The following is a 19,751-nucleotide window of genomic DNA, read 5'->3' on the forward strand; positions in this document are numbered from 1 at the left end:
CCAGGCAACGGGACGGTTCAGCGGACCCAACCGGTGACGCGGCGGGCGCCGCTCCCGGGGGTTGCGCCACGAGCGGGTGCGGCCGCCTGCTGACCGAGTGCGGTCGCGACGGCGCGGACGAGCCAGGTGTTGACGGAGACGCCGTCGCGCGTGGCGGCGGTCTCGACCTGGGACTTGAGGTGGTCGGGCAGGCGCAGGGTCGTGCGCGACGTGGACGCGCCGTCGACGTCGACCTCGACGGCCGCAGCCGGCGCTGCGGCCGCGGGCGGCGGCGTGACGACGAGCTCGGGCGCTCCCCCGCGCAGGCGGACCTCGACGGCGCCGGGCGCGAGCTCGGCCGAGATCTCGTCGGCCGCCGCCACGAGCACGTCCTGGAGGACGAGCCGCACGGCGGCGTCGAAGGGGGCGAGCAGCCGCTCGACGGCGGCGGTCTCGGCGGGGTCGACCGCGGCGGCGAGTCGTCGCGTGAGGTCGTCGGCGTACCGGGTGAGGTCCATGACTCCACTATGACATCACAGTGATGTCATGTCGACACCTCGACGACACCAATGTGCGAACCGACGGGACGCGGGGCGCTACGATCGTCCACGGCCCGCAGGATCCCGCGGCCCCGGACCACCCGCCCGACGGGCACACCCAACCGAGAACCGGAGCCCACCATGCGCACGACGATCGTGGGCCTCGCCCTCCTCGCCGTCGGCGTGCTCCTCGTCGCGACCGGCGTGCTCCTTCCGGCCGACGTCGCCCGGCTCGCGGCCCGCGTCGGCCCCGTCCTCGCGTTCGTCGTCGGCATGACCGTCGTTACCGACCTCGCCGCACGCGCCGGGCTCTTCGACGCCGTCGCCGCCCGCGTGGCCCGCTGGGGCCGCGGCAGCACGCTCGCACTGTGGGGGCTCGTCGTCGTCGCGGGCGCCGTCTCGACCGCGTTCCTCTCGCTCGACACGACGGCCGTCCTCCTCACCCCCGTCGTCGTGGTGCTTGCCCGCCACGTCGACGTCGCTCCCCTGCCGTTCGCGCTCACGACCGTTTGGCTCGCCAACGCGGGCTCGCTGTGGCTGCCGACGTCGAACCTCACGAACCTCCTCGCGCTGCACGCGTTCGGCGACCCGAGCCCGCTCGCGTTCGCGCGCCTCACGTGGGCGCCCGCTCTCGTCGCGACCGTCGTCCCCATGCTCGTCCTGCTCGCGCTCTTCCGCCGCGCGCTCACGGGCCGCCACGGCCACGAGCAGCGGCCGCCCCAGCCTCGCGACCCCGTGCTCCTGCGGACCGCAGGCGTCACGGTCACACTGCTCGTGCCCGCGCTCGTCTCGGGCGTCGACGTGTGGGTCCCCGCCGTCGTCGCCGCGGCGGTGCTCGCGGTCGCGTTCGCGCTCCGCGAGCGCGGCGCCCCCGGCAAACCCGGCGCTCTTCGCTGGAACCTCGTCCCCTGGCCGACGCTCGTGCTCGTGAGCGGCCTCTTCGTCGTCTTCGAGGCCGCCCACGGGGCGGGCCTCGGCGCGTGGCTTGCGCGCGTCGCGGGTGACGGCGAGGGGACGGCCGACCTGGTGCGCGTCGCAGCGACCGGCATGCTCGGCGCGAACCTCGTCGACAACCTGCCCGCCTACCTCGCCCTCGAGCCCGTGACGGACTCCCCTGCGCGCCTCGTCGCGCTGCTCGTCGGCGTCAACGCGGGGCCGCTCGTCACGCCGTGGGCGTCGCTCGCGACGCTCCTCTGGCACGACCGCCTCACGCGCCTCGGCGTGAGCGTCCGCTGGGGCGGCTACATGGCGCTCGGTCTGCTCGTCGCACCGCTCACGGTGCTCCTTGCGACGCTCACGCTGGCCGCGACGCTCTGACTGCGTCCCGGTCCGGTCGAGCACGCACGGGGGCCCGCGCGCCCGACCACGTCCCTCAGGACGGCGCGCCCGAACCCGCCGACGCGAACCGCTCTCGCAGGTACTGCGCGTACCCGTGCGGCGCGCGACCCTCCAGCCGGCCCGACGTGAGGACGTCGACGACGTCCGACGCGACGATCCTCACTGGCAGCGCACGCAGCCGCGCGACGAGCCCGACGTCCTCGTGCGCGACGACCGGCTCGAAGCCGCCCGCGGCGAGGTGCGCAGACAGGCGCAGGCCGAGGTTCGCGCCGTGGACGTGCCCGTTGGGCCGCCCGGGCACGCGCGTCGCGGCCCACGCGCGTGTGCGCTCGGGCCCGAGGTCCGCAGGGTCGGGACGGACGGTTCCGACGACGACGTCGGCCCCCGCGTCCGCGAGCCGCACGTGCTCGACGATCCAGTCGTGCCCAACGACGGAGTCCGCGTCCGTATGAAGCAGCCACACCTCCTCGTCCGCGACGGCAGCCTCGCGGGCGAGCCGTGCGCGCACCGCCGCGACCCCCGCCTCGCGGGCGCGACCGACCGCGCACGCGTCGAGCTCGACGACCGTGAGGTCGAGGCCCGCGCGCGCGGCGGCCTCCGCCGCGACCATGCCGGTCGCGTCGCGGCACGCGTCGAGGACGAGCGTCACCCGCGCGTCGAGGCCGTGCGCGCGGGCGTGCCCGACGGCAGCCGCGAGACCCTCGACGCACCGGCCGACGAGCCTCTCCTCTTCGTGGGCGGGCACGACGACCTCCGCGCGTCGCACGCGAGTCGTCGCCGTCATGTCAGCCCCTCGAGCGCCGCGACCGAGCGCGGGTCGCGGGCGAGCACGTCGAGGACGAAGTCCTCCTCGACATGCTCGACGAGCCGCGGCAGGCCGAGCCCGCGCGCCAGGACGTCCCGCGCGTCGTCACCCGTGAGCGGGTACTCCGGCACGTCGTGGCGCCAGTGGCACGTGACGACGCACCCCGCCGGGGCGAGCACGCCCAGGAGGCGGGTTGCAAGGCCCGCGAGGTCCGTGCGCGAGAGGTAGTAGCCCACCTCGGACACGACGACGGTGTCGAACGGCCCGTCCGGCAGCGCGTCGAGCGCCGAGCCGACCCGCACGTCGACCCTGTCGGCGAGGCCCGCGTCCGCGACGCGCTGCCGTGCCTGCTCGACGGCCCGCTCGGCGACGTCGAGCGCGACGACCTCCCGCGCCCGCGACGCAAGATCGACCGTGAGGTGCCCGAGCGAGCACCCGATCTCGAGGACCCGCCCGAGGTCCTCCCGCGGCAGGCTCGCGACCGTGAGCGCACGCTTGCGCCGCTCGTACCACCGCGTGCCGAGCCGCCACGGGTCCTCCCGACGGCCGTAGAGCTCCGTGAAGTACTCCGCGCCCAGCCGCTCGGGACGTTCGGCCACGCCCGGGACGGGCGTCACGACGAACGTCTCGACGTCCCGCACCGCGTGCCGCAGGAACCGCGCGTGCAGCACCGGGGCGGCCCCGGTGGCGTCCGGCATCGTCTGTGACTCGTAGGTGCCGAGCGCCCGCACCTTCGCGACGACCTCCGCGTCCCGCAGGGTCAGCGCCCGGGCGCCGTCCGGCAGCCCGGCGTCCGGGTCGCCCCAGTGCCACAGCCACACCGGGTACTCCCACAGGTGCGCGCCGCGCTCCGCGGCGAGCTCGGCAGCAACCTCCCCGACGACCCGGTGGTCGTGGTGCCCGTCGCCGTGCCACGGCGCGACGACGAGCAGCCGCGCGCCGTCCGGCCCCGCGTCGAGGACGCGGGCGAGATCGGCACGCACCGCGGCGCGGTGCGCACCCGTCGCCGCGTCGGGGTGGTCGCGCACGTGGACCTGCGCGCCCGGGCACAAGACGTCGAGCGCCTCGCGGAGCTCGGCACGCCGCGTCGCGACGAGCTCGTCACGCTCGACGCCCGCGTGCGACGCCGCGCCGTCCGTCACGCACACGACCTCGAGCATCACCCCCGAGGCGCCGAGCCGCGCGAGCAGGCCGCCCGCCCCGAGAGTCTCGTCGTCCGCGTGCGCCGCGAGGACCACAACCCGGTCGACCGCCGGCAGCGCGAGCGCGGGCAGCGCCGCGAGCGCGCCATCCCACGCGCGCGCGTCCGTCCCGGGCTCGGCAGCGTCGAAGCTCACCACGACGGCCCCGTCGCGAGGTTCTTGCGGCCGAGCGACACGAGGTCCCGCTCCGCATGGTGCTGACGCACGTAGATCTCGAGGTCCACGACGCGCTTCGCGTGAGCGGCGTCGAGCGCGAGCGGAGCAGGGCCGAGCGCGTGCGCTGCGGTCCGCAGCACGCGCTCGCACGTGCGGGCGACGACGGCCCGCACGCGCGCGGTCGTCACGGGCGTCGGACGTCCCACCGCCACCTCGCGCGCCGCGTCACCGAGCACGGCCCGCGCCGCGTGGAGGTGCTCGTCGACGTCCCCCAGGTGCATGAGCAGGAGCTCGGCCTCCGACCGGCGCTCCACCTGCTCCCGCAGCGTGCGCGCGAGCCCGACCGCGCCGCCGTACCAGCACGCCGCGACGCCTGCGCCACCCCACGCGAAGCCGGGACGCTCGAGGTACCAGCCAGGTTCCCCGACCGCGACCGCCGGGACCGCCGTGAGCTCGAGGCCCGTGCTCGGGATCTCCGTGAGGCCGCGCGCCACCCACTCCTCGGCCGCCGCACCGACGCCCGGGTGCCGCAGGTCGACCGCGTACAGCTGACGTTCCCCCGCTGCGTCACGCGCCGTGACGAGAGCCGCGTCGAGCCGGTCCGCGAGCGAGCACCACGGCTTCGTCCCGTCGAGCAGCACGACGCGACCGTCGTCCGAGGCTTGCGCCGCGAGCGTCGCCGCCGGTCCCTCCGCCGCGAACACGCCCCACGACGCCCGCGCGCCGTCCGCCACGACGTCGTCCGGGGCGAGCCCCGCCTGCGCGAGGATCGCGAGCGCGTCGAGGTGCGGCTCGATCGCCCGCGCGAGCCCGAGGTCGCGCGACGCGACCGTCGCGAGCAGCTCCCACACGGCCACCGTCCCGTCACCGCCCGGGCGCAGCGTCGCGGGCAGCATCGCCGCGACCGCGAGCGCCCCGTCGACGTCGCCCACGTCGGCAAGCAGCTCCAGGGCCCTGTCGCGCGCGTCGCGCGGGCCCTCGGCACCGAGCGGGACGACGTCCCAGACCTGCCCGACCTCGCCGTCCTGCAGCGCGCCGCCCTGCGCCACGCCGTCCTGCACCGGGCCCGCCGGCACCGTCGAACCTGCCATCGATCCCTCCTTCGTCGTCGGACGTGGACCGATGATTACCCGCGACGACCTACCGCGCGACCCGGGTGCCACTGTCTACCCGCCAGATGCGCTCCGCCGACGCACGGCGCACGATGGAGGGACGGGCCGCGAAGGCCACCGGACACGACGGAAGGACGAACCCATGGGCTCGAAGCTGACGTTCCTCGCGGGTGCTGCGGTCGGGTACGTGCTCGGCAGCCGGGCGGGCCGCGCCCGCTACGAGGAGATCAAGGCCAAGGCGCGCGCCGTGCTCGACGACGACCGCGTCCAGGACGTCGTCGAGACCGCCAAGGAGCGCGCCGCCGAGGCGGCAGGCGCCGCGGGCGCCGCCGTCCGCGCGAAGGTGGGCGAGGTCGCCGGCGACGCCGGCACGGCGCTCAAGGACAAGGTCACGCACGCGCTCCACCGCGACGACGACGGTCACACGCCGCCGCCCACGATGAGCACTCCCCCGGTGGCGCCGACCAGCGGACCGTGATGGCGTAGAAGATCCTGCAGGTGAACCCGAGAGAAGGAGGCACCATGTCACACCTCACCGGCAAGAAGATCGCGTTCGTCGCCACGAACGGCTTCGAGGACTCCGAGCTCATGAGCCCGTGGGAGGCCGTCACCGGGCACGGCGCGTCCGCCCACCTCATCGCCCCCGAGACGGGCACGCTCACCGGCAAGAACGGCCACGAGCACCCCGTGGACCGCACGACGGGCGAGTCGTCGTCCGACGACTACGACGCGCTCGTCCTGCCCGGCGGCGTCGTCAACGCCGACCACCTGCGTCTCGACGAGGCGGCCGTCGCGCTCGCCCGCGCATTCTTCGCGGCAGGCAAGCCCGTCGGTGTCATCTGCCACGGCGCGTGGCTGCTCGTCGAGGCCGACGTCGTCCGCGGACGCACCCTCACGTCCTACCCGAGCCTGCGCACCGACCTGCGCAACGCGGGCGCGGAGTGGGTCGACGAGGAGGTCGTCGTTGACCAGGGTCTCGTCTCGAGCCGCACGCCCGACGACCTGCCGGCGTTCAACGACAAGCTCGTCGAGGAGATCGGCGAGGGCGTCCACGCCGGACAGCACGCCTGACGCACGCACGTCGAGGGGCCCGGGACCCTGGAGTTCCGGGCCTCTCGTGCGCGCTCAGAACACGGGCTTGCCGCCCGTGACTCCGAGCACCGTCCCGGAGACGTAGCTCGCGTCGCGCGGTGACGCGAGGTAGACGAACGCCGGTGCGCACTCCGCGGGCTGCCCCGCACGTCCGAGCGGCGTGTCGAGACCGAACTGCTCGATCTTCTCGTTCGGCTGCGTGGCCGGCTGCAGCGGCGTCCAGATGGGCCCAGGCGCGACCGCGTTCACACGGATGCCCCGCGGGCCGAGCTCGGCCGCGAGGTTGACCGTGAGGTTGTTGATCGCCGCCTTCGTCGACGCGTAGTCGAGCAGGGCGTTCGACGGCTGGTACGCCTGGATCGACGAGACGTTGATGATGCTCGACCCGCTACCCAGGTGCGGCAGAGCAGCCTGCACGAGCCACACGAGCGCGTAGAGGTTCGTGCGCATCACCCGGTCGAGGTCGTCCGTCGTCACGTCCGCGACCGAGTCGCGCCGCGCCATCTGATAGCCGGCGTTGTTGACAAGGATGTCGAGGCCGCCAAGCCCCTCGACCGCGCGCTCGACGGTCTGCCAGCACACGTCCTCCTGAGTGAGGTCGCCCGGGACGAGCACGCACGTGCGCTGCACCCGCTCGACCCACCGAGCCGTCTCCTCCGCGTCCTCCTGCTCCTCGGGCAGGTAGGAGATCGCGACGTCAGCGCCCTCACGCGCATACGCGATCGCGACCGCCCGCCCGATGCCGGAGTCGCCGCCCGTGATGAGCGCGCGCATCCCGTCGAGGCGTCCGTGCCCCGTGTACGTCGTCTCCCCGTGGTCCGGCTGCGGCTCCATGGGCTCCGTGAGGCCCGGCGGCTCCTGCTGCTGCGCGGGGAAGGCCTGGTTCTCCTCGGACATGTCGTGCTCCCGTCGTCGTCAGGCGGAGCGCGTGCCGGGACGGCACACGCCGTCCTCACCACGCTAGGCCCGCGTCGCCGCAGACGCATCCGGCCGCGTCAGCGCGCTCTGCTCGGCGCGCCCCGGTGGCGGGCAGGCGCCGGACGTGCCCACGATGGGACGACCCACTCACCCGGAGGTCGGCATGCCACGCTCGAAGACACCCCAGCTCAAGGACCCTGAGCTCTACGAGAAGCTCGTGGACGACGGCGCGTCCAAGGAGAAGGCCGCCCGCATCTCCAACGCTGCCGCGCGCGACGGACGTTCGAGCGTGGGCCGTCGTGGCGGCGCCGCCGAGAACTACGAGGAGCGCACCGTGCCCGAGCTGCGGGCCCGCGCCAAGGAGCTCGGCCTCAGCGGTTACTCCCACATGCGCAAGGCCGAGCTCGTCGACCTGCTGCGCGAGCACTGACGTGACGCGGCTCGTCCGCGCCGACCTGCGCGCCCCAGGCTGGGGCCGTCGAGGCGCCGGCACGGGCTTCTTCTACAACGACGACGAAGGCGCCCGGATCTCCGACCCGGACGTCACCGCGCGCCTCGACGCGCTCGCGATCCCGCCCGCGTGGACCGACGTGTGGATCGCGCCCGACCCCCGCAGCCACGTGCTCGTCACGGGCGTCGACGGCGCCGGACGGCGCCAGTACATCTACCACCCGGCGTGGATCGAGGCGCACGACGCGGAGAAGTTCGCGCGGCTGCCCGACCTCGCGGCGTCGCTCCCCCGCGCCCGGCGGCACGTGCGGCGCGACCTCGGCGCCGAGCCGGCGAGCCGCGAGCGCGCGCTCGCCGTCGGGTTCCGGCTCGTCGACACGGTCGGCATCCGTGTCGGCGACGCACGGCACACCGTCGTCACTGGCCATCGCGGGCTCACGACGCTCGACGTCCGCCACGCGAGCGTCGACGCCGACACCGTGACCCTCGACTTTCCCGGCAAGAGCGGCATGCACTGGCACGTGAGCGCCACCGACCACGACCTCGCCGTCGCGGTGCGCTCCCTCCAGCGCGACAGGTCCGCCCGGGCGCGCCTCGTCGCCTACCGCGACGGCCACCGCTGGCGACCGCTGCGCGCCGTCGAGCTCAACGCGTACGTCCGGGAGGTCACCGGCACCGACGCGACGACGAAGGACCTGCGCACCCTCCTCGGCTCGGCGACCGCCGCGCACGAGCTCGCGCTCGCGGGGCCTCTCGAGGACCCGCGGGACCAGGAGCAGACGATCCGCGACGCGGTGCGGCTCACCGCCGACGTCCTCGGCAACACGCCGGCCGTCGCCCGGGCTTCGTACGTCGACCCGCTCGTCCTCGACGCGTACCGGCGCGGCGACGTTGCCGACGCGCACCGCGAGATCGCCGCCGCCTACCTCGACCTCGTCAGGCGACGCTAGTCGAGGTCCTCGCCCGCGAGCGCACGCGCCGCTCGCCGCGCCCGGGCACGATGCGCAGGCCGCAGCCGTCGTCGCCGCCGGGTGCCTCCACCCGCCGCACCCGCGCTGGCGCGCCTACCGTGGGAACCGGACGAGGAGGTCAGCCATGGGTGAGGTCACGTGCGACGTCACGGTGTCGCTCGACGGGTACGTCGCGGGTCCCGACCAGACGCGCGAGCAACCGCTCGGCGCGGGCGGCGAGCTGCTCCACCGGTGGATGTTCGACTTCGCCGACGAGCACGCACCAGAGATCGCGAGGATCACGCAGGCCGAGGCGTTCATCATGGGCCGGAACATGTTCGGGCCCGTCCGCGGGCCGTGGAGCGAGGACTGGGACGGCTGGTGGGGTCCCGAGCCGCCGTACCACGCGCCGACGTTCGTCCTCACCCACCACCCGCGCGCGCCGCAGCCCATGGAGGGCGGCACGACCTTCTACTTCGTCACGGACGGTCCGCTCGCGGCGCTCGCGCTCGCGCGCGAGGCCGCCGGTCACGGGGACGTCGCGATCTGCGGCGGCGCGTCGACGATCGACCAGTACCTCGCGCTCGACGCGATCGACGAGCTGCGCCTCCACGTCTCCCCGATGACGCTCGGCGGCGGTGCCAAGCTCTTCGCGGGCGTGCGCCCCGGCTTCACGCTCGTGCCGACGGCGGCACGCGCGTCGGACGCCGTCACGTTCACCACCTACCGGCGCCGGCCGGACTAAGGGGCGTGGTAGCGCTACCGTTGCCTTTATGACCGCACCTCTCTCCCACGTCCGCTGGGGCATCATCGGCGTCGGTGACGTCACCGAGCGCAAGTCGGGTCCCGGCTTCCAGAAGGCGGAGCGGTCCTCGCTCGTCGCCGTCATGCGCCGCGACGGCGCGAAGGCCGCCGACTACGCAGCGCGGCACGGGGTGCCGCGCTGGTACGACGACGCCGACGCGCTCATCAACGACCCCGAGGTCGACGCTGTCTACATCGCCACTCCCCCGGGCTCGCACGCCGACTACGCGATCCGTGTCGCCGCGGCCGGCAAGCCCGTCTACGTCGAGAAGCCCATGGCGCGGACGGCCGACGAGTGCCGCGCGATGATCGACGCGGCCGACGCCGCGGGCGTCCCGCTGTTCGTCGCCTACTACCGGCGGGCCATGCCGCGCTTCAAGGTCGTCGAGGACCTCGTGCGCTCGGGCGAGCTCGGCGAGATCCGCTCCGTGAGCGTCCGCAACTCCTCCCCCGGCGAGGCGTGGGAGCCGGGCCATCAGCCGTGGCGCGTCCAGCCGGAGATCTCCGGCGGCGGCCTGTTCGTCGACCTCGGCTCGCACGCGCTCGACTGGCTCGACCACGTGCTCGGCCCGGTCGAGGAGGTCCACGGCATCGCGACGAACGTCACCGGTGCGTCTGCCGCGGAGGACCACGTCGTCGCGACGTTCCGCTGGGCGTCCGGAGCCGTCGGCACGGGTACGTGGGCGTACGACGACGCCGAGCGCACCGACGAGATCGCCCTGCACGGCACGAAGGGCTCCGTGCGCTTCCCGTGCTTCGGCGAGGCTCCGATCCGCGTGCGCGTCGGTGGCGTCGACCGCGAGATCGAGGCCGCGTACCCCGAGCACGTGCAGCAGCCGCTCATCCAGCTCATCGTCGACGAGCTCACGGGCCACGGCGGTCCGGCACCAAGCACGGGCCGGACCGCGCTACGCACGGGCGAGGTCATCGACGCGGTGCTCGCCGGGTACCGCGCTCAGGCCTGACCAGACGACCTATCGATAGCCGATCCGCACGCCTCACGCGTACAGATCGGCTATCGGACGCCCGAACCCGCGCCGCCCCGCGCACGCCGACGTGCCGATAGCCGATCCGTGCACCTCTGGTGCACGGATCGGCTATCGAGCCACTCGGGACGAGCCAGGTCAGGCTGTCGCGTCGCCCCCGGACTCAACAGCCGCGCGCGCCGCCTCGAGCCGCGCGACCGGCACCCGGAACGGCGAGCACGACACGTAGTCGAGCCCCGCACCCTGGAAGAACCGGATCGACTCCGGGTCGCCGCCGTGCTCGCCGCACACGCCGATCTTCAGCGCCGGCTTCGTCGTACGCCCGCCCTCGACGCCCACCTTGACGAGCGCACCGACGCCGAGCGCGTCGATCGTCTCGAACGGGGAGATCGTCAGGACACCGTTGTCGAGGTAGTCGTGGAAGAACGCGCCCTCGACGTCGTCGCGCGACATGCCCCACGTCGTCTGCGTGAGGTCGTTCGTGCCGAACGAGAAGAAGTCCGCCTCCTCCGCGATGCGGTGCGCCGTGAGCGCCGCACGCGGCAGCTCGATCATGCAGCCGATCGGCAGGTCGAGCCGCTGGCCCGCACCACGCCCGATCTCCGTGAGGATGCCGAGCGCCTCGTCGCGCACGAGGTGCATCTCCCGCACCGAACCGACGAGCGGCACCATGATCTCCGGCCGCGGGTCGAGGCCCCGCTCGCGCAGCTCGACCGTCGCCTCCGCGATCGCCCGGATCTGCAGCCCGAACAGGCCCGGGATCTTCAGACCGAGCCGCACGCCACGCAGGCCCAGCATGGGGTTCTGCTCGTGCATGCGCCGCACTGCCCCGAGGATCTTCACGTCGTGCGGATCCGCGCCGCCGTCGCGCTCCGCGAGCGCGACCTTGACCGAGAGCTCCGTGAGGTCCGGCAGGAACTCGTGCAGCGGCGGGTCGATGAGCCGGATCGTCGTCGGCAGCCCGTCCATCGCCTCGAGCAGCCCGACGAAGTCGCCGCGCTGCAGCGGCAGCAGGTCCGCGAGCGCCACCTCGCGCTCCTCGTCGGTCTCCGCGAGGACCACCGCCTCGATGAAGTACCGACGCTCGCCGAGGAACTGGTGCTCGGTGCGGCACAGGCCGATGCCCTCCGCGCCCCGCGCGCGGGCCCGCAGCGCGTCGTCCGCCGAGTCCGCGTTGGCGCGCACGCCCATCGTGCGGACTCCGTCGGCATGCTCGAGGATGCGGTCGACGGCCGCGACGAGCTCGCGCGTCGCGTCGTCCGGCGCGGCCGCGAGACCGGCCTCGAGCCCGTCGGACAGGTACTGCATGACCGGGGAGTCCATGACAGGAACCTCGCCGAGGAACACCTCGCCCGTCGACCCGTCGATCGCGATGACGTCGCCCGGGTGCAGCACGCGCCCCTCGACGCGCACCTCCTGCGCCGCCACGTCGACGTCGAGCCTGTCCGCGCCGACGACCGCGCAGATGCCCATGCCGCGCGCGACGACCGCCGCGTGCGACGTCTTGCCGCCGCGCGCCGTGAGGACGCCCGCCGCCACGACCATGCCCGGCAGGTCGTCCGGGTTCGTCTCGCGCCGCACGAGGATGACGCTCGCGCCCTCGGCCGCCCGCGCCTCCGCCTGCGCGTTGTCGAGGACGATCTCGCCGACCGCCGCGCCCGGCGACGCGGCCATCGCCCGTGTGAGGAGCGTCGTCGCACCCGACCTGTCGAACTGCGGGAACATCAGCTGGGTGAGCTGCTCGCCCGTCGTGCGGGAGATCGCCTCGTCCATCGTGATGAGGTGCTCGTCGACGAGCTGCGTCGCGACCCGGAACGCCGCCGCCGCGGTCCGCTTGCCGACGCGCGTCTGCAGGAGCCACAGCTTGCCGCGCTCGATCGTGAACTCGATGTCGCACAGGTCCCGGTAGTGGGTCTCGAGCTTGCGCAGCGCCGCGAGCAGCTCACGGTACGACGCCGGGTCGAGCTCCTCGAGGCGCGCGAGCGGGAACGTGTTGCGGATGCCGGCGACGACGTCCTCACCCTGCGCGTTCGGCAGGTAGTCGCCGTACACGCCGCTGTGGCCGGTCGCGGGGTCGCGCGTGAAGCACACGCCCGTGCCCGAGTCCTCGCCGAGGTTGCCGAAGACCATCGTGCACACGTTGACCGCCGTGCCGAGGTCGTCCGGGATGCGCTCACGGCGCCGGTAGAGCCGCGCCCGGTCCGTGTTCCACGAGTCGAGGACCGCCTCGATCGCCATGTCGAGCTGCTCGCGCGGATGCTGCGGGAACTCCCGGCCCGTGTGCTCAAGGACGAGCGCCTTGTACGTCGCGACGAGGCCCTTGAGGTCGTCGGCCGTCAGCTCGACGTCGCTCGACACCCCGCGCTGCGCCTTGAGCGCGTCGAGCGCGCCCGCGAAGAGGTCGCCGTCGAGGCCGAGCACGGTGCGGCCGAACATCTGCACGAGCCTCCGGTAGGAGTCCCACGCGAAGCGCTCGTCGCCCGCCATCTCGGCCAGGCCCCGCACGGACGCGTCGTTGAGCCCGACGTTGAGGACCGTCTCCATCATGCCGGGCATCGAGAACTTCGCGCCCGAGCGCACCGAGACGAGCAGCGGGTCCCGTACGTCGCCGAGCTGGCGCCCGAACGCGTCCTCGATCTCGCGGACCGCCATCGTCACCTCGACCCGCAGCTCGGGCGGCACGACGCCGTCGCGCATGTACGCGCGGCACGCCTCCGTCGTGATCGTGAACCCGGGTGGGACCGGCAGGCCGATCTTCACCATCTCGGCGAGGTTCGCCCCCTTGCCACCGAGCAGGTCCTTGTCGTCCTTGCCGCCGTCGGCGAACCGGTACACGTACGTGGCCATGCCAACCTCCCACGTCGGGGGGCGCGCCGTTGCGCCCCGCGCGGACGGCATCGGCACGTGGCGACCGTCGTCGGACGCCGTCGGTGCCGTCCTTCTTCCTAGGGTTCATACATACCGTACGTCGTCACGCAGGCCTGGTCCCTTGGTCCCGCCGCCGGGCGAGAGCCCAAGGTCCCTTTCTCCACGTCCAGGCCGTGCATAACGTCAGAGGGTACGTCCACGCCGCCGACAGGAGCCCGCCATGACCGCACCGTCCACGTCCTTCCTCGCCGACCTCGGCACCCTGGCTCCCGTGCAGGAGGAATCGACGGTCTCGCGCACCGTCCTGCGGGCCGACGGCGTGCGGGTCGTCGTCTTCGCGTTCGACGCGGGCCAGGTGCTCACGGAGCACACAGCGGCGATGCCGGTGCTGCTCTCCGTCCTCGACGGCCACCTGCGCGTCGTCGCCGACGGCACGACGCACGAGCTCGTCCCGGGAGCGCTGCTCCACATGGCGACGCGGGTGCCGCACTCGGTCGAGGCGATCGCCCCGAGCCGTCTCGTCCTCACGATGCTCGACGCGCGCGCGACGCCCGCGACCTCGGCGGCGGGCCTCGCCGAGGCCTGACGCGCGGCCGCCCGGCAGTTCGCGCCCTCAGCGGGCCTCCAGGGTCGCGTCTGTGACGCGCGATCCGGACTGCGGCGTGCGGATCCATGGCCCGAGGTCGTACCCCTGCTCGGTCGCTGTCGCGAGGTACGCGGACTCGGTGCCTGGATCGATGTACGGCGAACGGGACAGGAGCCAGAGGAAGCGGCGGTCCGGCGTGCCGACGAGTGCCGTCGAGTACGACTCGTCGATGCGCAGGACCCAGTAGTCGGCGGTCGTGAAGGGGATCCAGCGCAGCCCGGCGGGGAGGAAGGTGACCTCGAGGCACCCGGGACGCTCCGGGTCGGGCGTCGCCCTGCCGAGCGCCTGGGTCGGATCACCGTCGTCGTCGAGGCAGCGGTTGTCGACACGGACGTGCCCGTCCTCCTCGAGGCTGTACTCCGCGGTGACGTCGCTCGCGCGATCGTCCTCATGATTCATCGGCAGGCGTCCGACCTCGTACCAGAGACCGAGGTAGCGCGAGAGGTCGAGGGTCGCAACCGGGGTGACGTCCATCGTGTGCTCCGTCCGTCGAGGGGACCTCCAACGTCCCACGGCGGCCCGCGCGCCGCACGCGGGGACGTGCCGCTCGCTAGGCTCAGCCCATGAGCCCGCAGACGTGCGCCGTCCCGTCCTCCGTCCTCACCGCAGCCGGCCTCGTCGGCGGGTACGCGGTCGCCCGCGCGACGGGCGTGCGTGCGCTCGGCGGGGTCACGCTCGCCGCGGCGGGGGTGGCCGCCGGTCGGACGTGGGTCCGGGCGGGCGTCCCGGAGACGGCGACGCTCGGGCTGACGTACGTCGCGGCCTTCGGCCTCTCGCACCCGCTCGCGAAGAAGATCGGCGCGTGGCCGTCGGTCCTGGCCGTCGCCGCGGTCGCGGCAGGCGCCGCGCACGTGCTCGCGGACCGCAAGGTCGCCGCGGGCGCGGACGGGGGCGTCGGACGGTGACGGACGGTCCCGAGCCGTTCGTCGTCCCGGACGCCGCCGCGTGGAGCGCGTGGCTCGCCGCGCACGAGGACTCCTCCGACGGGGTCTGGCTCGTGCTCGCGAAGAAGGGCACGACGACGCCGACGACGCTCACGTACGCCGACGCCCTCGACGCCGCGCTGTGCTCGGGATGGATCGACGGCCAGAAGCGGTCGCTCGACGAGGCGGTGTTCCTGCAGCGCTTCACGCCGCGCAGGCGCCGGTCGATGTGGTCGGCGCGCAACGTCGAGCACGTCGCACGGCTCGAGGCCGAGGGCCGCATGCGTGCGCGCGGCCGCGCCGAGGTCGATGCGGCACGCGCGGACGGCCGGTGGGACCGGACATACGCGGGCTCGGCGACGATCGAGGTGCCCGACGACCTCGCGGAGGCGCTCGCCGCGACACCCGGCGCCGCCGAGGCGTTCGCGACGCTCAACAGCGCGAACCGCTACTCGGTGCTCCACCCTGTCGTCACGGCGAGGCCTGGCGCGACGCGCGAGCGGGTCGTCGCCCGTGCCGTCGAGCGGCTCGTGGCACGCCAGCTCTGACGCCCGCGCTCGGTCATGCGCTCAGGCCCCGAGCATCGCGCGGGCGTGAGCGTACTTCTGCGCGAACCACTCCCTGTCGGACGCCGAGAGGTTCGCGACGCGGGCGGGGTCGGTGTTGTGAGCGATGTCCGAGAGCTTGACCTGTCGGGCGACCTCGTTGCCACGGATCGCGACGTAGTAGTCGTCGGACGCGACGTCCTTGGTGCGTGTGAGCAGGACGACGGCGTCGACGATCGCGTCCGGGATGTGCGCGAGGCGCAGGTCGTCGGCCGTGATGGGCGAGTCCTCGATGACGTCGTGCAGGAGCGCCGCGACGTGCTGAGGCTCCTCCTCCGCGGGGTCGAAGCGCGCCGCGACGGCGCGCGGGTGCTCGATGTAGTCGACGCCGAGCTTGTCGACCTGGCCGGCGTGGGCGCTGATCGCGATGAGCTCGGCGCGCTGGACGAGCGTCGTCCCGCCGATCGAGGACACCGGGAAGCCCCACGTGGAGACCTCGGCCGGGACGCCACGCGCATCGAGCCAACGCCCCTCGCCCGCGGAGACGAGCACGGGCGCGAAGATCCGCAGGAGCTCGAGGACGTCGCGGTCCTTGTCGCCGCCGAGCGCCGCGTGCAGCGCGGGGACGTCGGCCGCCTCGATCTTGTGGTGGTACTCGAAGTCCTCGCCGTCCTGGTAGTCGGAGCCGTGGAGGTCGACGCCGCCGGACGCGGTCCTGGTGGCGCGCAGGGTGAAGCTCTGGCGGGAGTAGATCGTGTCGTTCATAGGGATCTCCTGTCGTCGGGGTCAGCCGCGGGTGCGGCCACGCGTGCTGCGGTGGGTGACGATGCGGCGCACCGCGTTCCCCGCCCGACGTCGTGCGGCGCCGTCGTCCTGTGTCTCGAGCTTCGCCGGCTGCGCGGGCCGCGCGGGTCGCGGCGCATCGAGGGTCTCGTCGTCCGGACCTGTGCGCTGCCCGTCCTCGTCGAACTGGGCGCTGCACGCCGTGCAGCCGTACGCGGGCATCGTGGGGCCGCCGACGCAGCACCCGATGGCCCGCTCGCGGTGGCGCCGCATCGAGGCCTCGAGGTCGTCGTCGCTCATACCGGCCGGCGGCACGAGCAGCCCGACGACGAGGCGCACGATCGCCTCGGGAGCGCCGCAGCGCGGGCACTCGTCCACCGTGGTTCCCGGGGCGAGCACTGCAGCGCCCGGCGCGGGAGAGTCGTCGGACATCATCCGTCGGCCACCTGCCCTCCGTGTCGTGGTGCCGGAGCGGGCCGCACACGGCGACCCGCTCCGGGAGGGGCCCTGAACCCCTCGGCGAGGGTCCCTGAACCCTCATCGGCAACGTATCGGCAGCCACCGACATTCTTGGCGACCTCGGTCCCGGATCATCACGGATCGGCCTCGGAGCGGGTGAGAAACCGCAGCAGCCCGCGGAATGTCGGTGGCTACCGCTAGCGTCGGACCCACGACGGCGAAGCCTGACGCCGCGCAGGAACAGGGAACCTGCGTGGCGTCCCGCCGTCGACCTCGACGACCAGGGAGTCATGATGGGACATATCGGCATGACAGGGCGGCTCGTCTCGCCCGCAGGCGCTGCGTTCGGGCTCGTCCCGGTGCCCGACCCGTGGAGCCCGTCCGCCGCACCCGGTGGCAAGGTGCTCGTCGATGTCGAGCTGCTCTCCCCCGACAGGCTCGTCTGCTACCTCGGCCGCAGGATCCCGACGGACGCCCTCGCACGGCTCGCGGCCGCCTACCTCCGGGCCGCCGCCGACCTCCACCCCGAGGTCACGGCACCGGCGGTCGAGATTCCCGAGGGCGGCGTCACGGTCGCGTTCGTCGCCTCCGACGACCTCAACGTCACGGTCGAGTGCACCGTCGTCGAGGTCCTCGGCGACGACGTGCCGAAGCGCGACAGCCTCGCGTTCGACGTCCCCCGGGCGAGCCTCGTCTCGTGCTCGCACCAGCTGACGGCATGGGTCGAGGACCTCACGACGCCTGTCGAGGAGGACGCCTGATGGGATTCTTCGCCAAGCGGCTGGGTTTCGAGCCTGGCGACTCGCGCTCCTCGTCGAGCTCGCGACCGGTCGCTCCCGCAAGGATGACGTTCGCGTCCTCCTGCCCCGCCTGAGGCGGACGTTGCCGCGAGGTTGCCCGACCCGCCAGGGATGCTCCACCCGGCGGGTCGGGGCCTCGCTGGTCACTACCTTGCGCATCTTTCCTGGGAGTTCCCTGACGCGTCGGTGGGACGAGGCTGGCAGTCGCGCCGCCGTAGGATCGGAGGCGCCCCCACCCCCTCGCTCGGAGCTCTGCATGCCTGTGTCCACCCTTCCCGGCGGCGCCCTCGTACGCGCGGCTCGACCCGGCGACGAGCCGGCGATCCTCCGGTGCATCCAGTCGCTCGCGGCGTACGAGAAGGAGCCGGACGCGGTCGTCAACACCGTCGAGCGCCTCACCGACGCCCTCTTCGGCGAGCGGCCCGCGGCGTTCACGCACGTCGTCGAGCTCGACGGCGAGGTCGTGGCGATCGCGCTGTGGTTCACGACGTACTCGACGTGGACGGGCGAGCAGGGCATGTGGCTCGAGGACCTGTGGGTCGACGAGGCGTACCGCGGGCGCGGCTACGGCCGGGTGCTCGTGCAGACCCTCGCGGCGGTATGTGTCGAGCGAGGCTTCCCGCGCTTCGAATGGACGGTGCTCGACTGGAACGCGCCGTCGATCGCGTTCTACCGCGCGCTCGGCGCGGTCGGCATGGACGAGTGGACGACGCAACGCGTCACGGGTGCGGCGCTCGCGAGGCTCGCGGGGCGCTGAGCCCACCGCGCCCGCCGTCGTCGGACGCGCTACCGTCGGCGTCGACGACGCACGCCACGACCCGGAGGCTCCTCCATGACCCGACACCCCGCCGTCACGAGCTTCACGGCCGAGCAACGGGCTTCGACGCAGACGTTGCGCGTCGTGTGGACGCCCGCGTCGCCAGGTGCCCTCGGCAAGCTGGCCCGGGCTCTCGGGATCACGCGCGGCCACGAGGTCGCGCTGCGCCCGGCAGGCGCGTCGACCCCGTGGCTTCTGTACCGGGTCCCGCAGGGGACGGAGCTCGTCACGCGGCTGACGGGACCGCAGCACACGGTCGTGGACCGCTACGAGGTGCGCGTGCGCACGTCACCGGAGGGCGAGTGGTCGCCCGTCACCAAGGTGCGGGTCGTCGTGCACGACGTGCCCGAACCGGCACGTGCGCCAGCCGCCTCGGCCTGGACGAGCAGCGTCACCGACCGCATCCTCTCGGCCGCGTCGTACCACGCCACGCTGCCGGACCCGACGGTCCTCGCGACGACCGCGGCCGACCAGAGCCTCGCGGTGGCGTCCGACGCCGCGCGTGCGGATGCGCTCGCGCTGGTCCTCGGGGCCGTCGTCGCGCTCGAGCAGCGACTCACGGCGGGCACGGCCGCGGCGTCGCACGAGGCGGCATCGATCCGACGGTGAGCACGGGTCGCGGGCGACGCTTCGCGTCGCGCTGCGCCTGCTCAATCAGCGCCCGATCAGGCGCGCACGGTCCCTCTCACGACAGGGACGTCGCTGGTGCGAGCGGTCCGACGCGGACAGTCGTCTCCATCCCGATGTCGATGCCCACGTCGCGCGTCCCGTGCCCACCGTCGTACGAGACGGGCACGGTCACCGGCGTCGCCCCGGCCGCAAGCTGCACGACGAGCAGCTCGGCATGCTCGGAATCGGCACCGGCGAGCGCCCCCGTCCACTCGACGTTCGCGACGGCCCGCGCGCCGGGGTCGAGCGGGACGACGCCCTGCTGCGTGCCGCCGTCGATCGGGTCGCGCTGCTCGAGCGCGAGGACGAACGTCGAGCCCCACGACCCGCGCACGCCGAGGCCCGGGTAGCCGCGCACCTCGCACCGTGCATCGCCCACGTTCTCGACGGAGAGGATGCCGTACCGGTGCCCGGTCGCGGCGTCGACGAACGTGAGGTGCACGTCGACATCGGTGCAGGTCGCCGCGCTGACCGGCGCTGTCGCCGGGAGCCGGAGGATCGAGCTCAGCTGCTCGGCGGTGAGCTCGTCGGCCGGCGTGGGGGTCGGGCCGTCGCCGGGTTCGTCCCACCCCGGGGGCAGGTCGGACTCCGTCGGTCCGGGCGTGCTCGCCGGGGCGTTCGGCGTCGGCGTCGCGGCGGGGTCGGCGGGGTTCGCACATGCTGCGAGCGTGCCCGAGGTGAGCGCGAGGAGCCCCGCAACAACTAGCCGGCCGCGTGTCGTCATGCGTCGAGCGTAGGCGGTGAGCCGAGCACCGATACTCGCTCGACGCGGACCGCTCGTGGGCGCACGTCGTGCTCACCGGGGCGGCCGCGGTCCGACGACGGCCGCGGACGGCATGTGGCCCGGCCCCTGCATTGTCCGCCCCTCCCGTTACGCTCCCCTCACTGATCGCCGACGACAGGAGACCAC

At 73.8% G+C, this 19,751-nt stretch carries 23 protein-coding genes; 13 read left to right on the plus strand and 10 right to left on the minus strand.

The window, feature by feature from the left end; translation table 11 throughout:
- Nucleotides 1–17 precede the first annotated feature (17 nt).
- A complete protein-coding gene (locus G7063_RS09605; RefSeq protein WP_166414201.1) occupies nt 18–497 on the minus strand; it encodes a histidine kinase in 480 nt (159 codons plus the stop codon).
- Nucleotides 498–659: 162 nt separating this feature from the next.
- Here G7063_RS09605 and G7063_RS09610 point away from each other — a divergent pair, with 162 nt between their 5' ends.
- Nucleotides 660–1,835 (plus strand): SLC13 family permease, encoded by a 1,176-nt coding sequence (locus G7063_RS09610; RefSeq protein WP_166414202.1) that lies wholly within the window; start codon nt 660–662, stop codon nt 1,833–1,835.
- Nucleotides 1,836–1,890: 55 nt separating this feature from the next.
- Here G7063_RS09610 and G7063_RS09615 read toward each other — a convergent pair whose 3' ends face one another.
- From G7063_RS09615 to G7063_RS09625, 3 genes are read right to left on the minus strand one after another with little or no spacing between them, the layout of a single operon-like run.
- On the minus strand, nt 1,891–2,640 hold the full coding sequence (locus G7063_RS09615; RefSeq protein WP_166414203.1) for a glycosyltransferase family 2 protein: 750 nt from the start codon (nt 2,638–2,640) through the stop codon (nt 1,891–1,893).
- Nucleotides 2,637–4,001 carry a PIG-L family deacetylase gene (locus G7063_RS09620; RefSeq protein WP_166414204.1) on the minus strand — a complete coding sequence of 455 codons (1,365 nt, stop codon included), beginning with the start codon at nt 3,999–4,001 and terminating at the stop codon, nt 2,637–2,639. Before G7063_RS09620 ends, G7063_RS09615 begins: the two co-directional genes overlap by 4 nt.
- A complete protein-coding gene (locus tag G7063_RS09625) occupies nt 3,995–5,110 on the minus strand; it encodes an acyl-CoA dehydrogenase family protein (protein WP_166414205.1) in 1,116 nt (371 codons plus the stop codon). The genes G7063_RS09620 and G7063_RS09625 overlap by 7 nt, the downstream gene beginning before the upstream one ends.
- A 163-nt stretch (nt 5,111–5,273) precedes the next feature.
- Here G7063_RS09625 and G7063_RS09630 point away from each other — a divergent pair, with 163 nt between their 5' ends.
- Nucleotides 5,274–5,609: a YtxH domain-containing protein gene (locus G7063_RS09630; RefSeq protein WP_206188135.1), complete on the plus strand. Its 336-nt coding sequence runs from the start codon at nt 5,274–5,276 to the stop codon at nt 5,607–5,609.
- Between the two features lie 44 nt (nt 5,610–5,653).
- Nucleotides 5,654–6,202 (plus strand): type 1 glutamine amidotransferase domain-containing protein, encoded by a 549-nt coding sequence (locus G7063_RS09635; protein WP_166414206.1) that lies wholly within the window; start codon nt 5,654–5,656, stop codon nt 6,200–6,202.
- Between the two features lie 54 nt (nt 6,203–6,256).
- On the opposite strand, the gene G7063_RS09640 is transcribed toward G7063_RS09635, so the two are convergent.
- A complete protein-coding gene (locus G7063_RS09640; protein WP_166414207.1) occupies nt 6,257–7,120 on the minus strand; it encodes an SDR family oxidoreductase in 864 nt (287 codons plus the stop codon).
- Nucleotides 7,121–7,304: 184 nt separating this feature from the next.
- On the opposite strand from G7063_RS09640, the gene G7063_RS09645 reads away from it, so the two are divergent.
- The 4 genes from G7063_RS09645 to G7063_RS09660 all read left to right on the plus strand — a co-directional run bounded on the left by G7063_RS09645 (nt 7,305) and on the right by G7063_RS09660 (nt 10,310).
- Entirely contained in the window at nt 7,305–7,571 is a 267-nt protein-coding gene (locus G7063_RS09645) for a Rho termination factor N-terminal domain-containing protein (protein WP_166414208.1), read from the plus strand.
- Nucleotide 7,572: 1 nt separating this feature from the next.
- Nucleotides 7,573–8,541: a DNA topoisomerase IB gene (locus G7063_RS09650; RefSeq protein WP_166414209.1), complete on the plus strand. Its 969-nt coding sequence runs from the start codon at nt 7,573–7,575 to the stop codon at nt 8,539–8,541.
- 145 nt (nt 8,542–8,686) lie between these two features.
- A complete protein-coding gene (locus tag G7063_RS09655; RefSeq protein WP_166414210.1) occupies nt 8,687–9,286 on the plus strand; it encodes a dihydrofolate reductase family protein in 600 nt (199 codons plus the stop codon).
- Nucleotides 9,287–9,314: 28 nt separating this feature from the next.
- Nucleotides 9,315–10,310: a Gfo/Idh/MocA family protein gene (locus tag G7063_RS09660; protein ID WP_166414211.1), complete on the plus strand. Its 996-nt coding sequence runs from the start codon at nt 9,315–9,317 to the stop codon at nt 10,308–10,310.
- Between the two features lie 159 nt (nt 10,311–10,469).
- Here the strand turns inward: G7063_RS09660 and ppdK are convergent, their stop codons facing one another.
- Nucleotides 10,470–13,178, minus strand: a complete 2,709-nt coding sequence (gene ppdK / locus G7063_RS09665) for a pyruvate, phosphate dikinase (RefSeq protein ID WP_166414212.1) — start codon at nt 13,176–13,178, stop codon at nt 10,470–10,472.
- A 241-nt stretch (nt 13,179–13,419) separates the two neighbouring features.
- Here ppdK and G7063_RS09670 point away from each other — a divergent pair, with 241 nt between their 5' ends.
- Nucleotides 13,420–13,785, plus strand: a complete 366-nt coding sequence (locus tag G7063_RS09670; protein ID WP_166414213.1) for a cupin domain-containing protein — start codon at nt 13,420–13,422, stop codon at nt 13,783–13,785.
- Nucleotides 13,786–13,812: 27 nt separating this feature from the next.
- Here G7063_RS09670 and G7063_RS09675 read toward each other — a convergent pair whose 3' ends face one another.
- A complete protein-coding gene (locus G7063_RS09675; RefSeq protein WP_166414214.1) occupies nt 13,813–14,319 on the minus strand; it encodes a lipocalin family protein in 507 nt (168 codons plus the stop codon).
- An 89-nt stretch (nt 14,320–14,408) separates the two neighbouring features.
- On the opposite strand from G7063_RS09675, the gene G7063_RS09680 reads away from it, so the two are divergent.
- Both G7063_RS09680 and G7063_RS09685 read left to right on the plus strand, forming a co-directional pair.
- Nucleotides 14,409–14,750 (plus strand): hypothetical protein, encoded by a 342-nt coding sequence (locus tag G7063_RS09680; protein ID WP_166414215.1) that lies wholly within the window; start codon nt 14,409–14,411, stop codon nt 14,748–14,750.
- Entirely contained in the window at nt 14,747–15,316 is a 570-nt protein-coding gene (locus G7063_RS09685; RefSeq protein ID WP_166414216.1) for a YdeI family protein, read from the plus strand. Before G7063_RS09680 ends, G7063_RS09685 begins: the two co-directional genes overlap by 4 nt.
- 21 nt (nt 15,317–15,337) lie before the next feature.
- Here the strand turns inward: G7063_RS09685 and G7063_RS15130 are convergent, their stop codons facing one another.
- Together G7063_RS15130 and G7063_RS09695 are read right to left on the minus strand one after the other, a co-directional pair.
- Nucleotides 15,338–16,078 (minus strand): hypothetical protein, encoded by a 741-nt coding sequence (locus G7063_RS15130; protein WP_206188136.1) that lies wholly within the window; start codon nt 16,076–16,078, stop codon nt 15,338–15,340.
- Nucleotides 16,079–16,099: 21 nt separating this feature from the next.
- Entirely contained in the window at nt 16,100–16,528 is a 429-nt protein-coding gene (locus tag G7063_RS09695; protein ID WP_166414217.1) for a hypothetical protein, read from the minus strand.
- Nucleotides 16,529–16,848: 320 nt separating this feature from the next.
- Here G7063_RS09695 and G7063_RS09700 point away from each other — a divergent pair, with 320 nt between their 5' ends.
- The 3 genes from G7063_RS09700 (at nt 16,849) to G7063_RS09710 (ending at nt 18,781) form a co-directional block, all read left to right on the plus strand.
- Nucleotides 16,849–17,316, plus strand: a complete 468-nt coding sequence (locus G7063_RS09700) for a hypothetical protein (RefSeq protein ID WP_166414218.1) — start codon at nt 16,849–16,851, stop codon at nt 17,314–17,316.
- Between the two features lie 295 nt (nt 17,317–17,611).
- Nucleotides 17,612–18,112 carry a GNAT family N-acetyltransferase gene (locus G7063_RS09705; protein WP_166414219.1) on the plus strand — a complete coding sequence of 167 codons (501 nt, stop codon included), beginning with the start codon at nt 17,612–17,614 and terminating at the stop codon, nt 18,110–18,112.
- Nucleotides 18,113–18,187: 75 nt separating this feature from the next.
- The gene (locus G7063_RS09710; RefSeq protein WP_166414220.1) at nt 18,188–18,781 is read left to right on the plus strand and encodes a hypothetical protein; all 594 of its coding nucleotides are present in this window, start codon (nt 18,188–18,190) and stop codon (nt 18,779–18,781) included.
- Between the two features lie 76 nt (nt 18,782–18,857).
- On the opposite strand, the gene G7063_RS09715 is transcribed toward G7063_RS09710, so the two are convergent.
- Nucleotides 18,858–19,565 (minus strand): DUF4232 domain-containing protein, encoded by a 708-nt coding sequence (locus G7063_RS09715; RefSeq protein ID WP_166414221.1) that lies wholly within the window; start codon nt 19,563–19,565, stop codon nt 18,858–18,860.
- Nucleotides 19,566–19,751 lie beyond the last annotated feature (186 nt).

Origin of the sequence: Sanguibacter sp. HDW7, from assembly GCF_011300875.1 — a bacterium.
Lineage (GTDB): Bacteria > Actinomycetota > Actinomycetes > Actinomycetales > Cellulomonadaceae > Flavimobilis.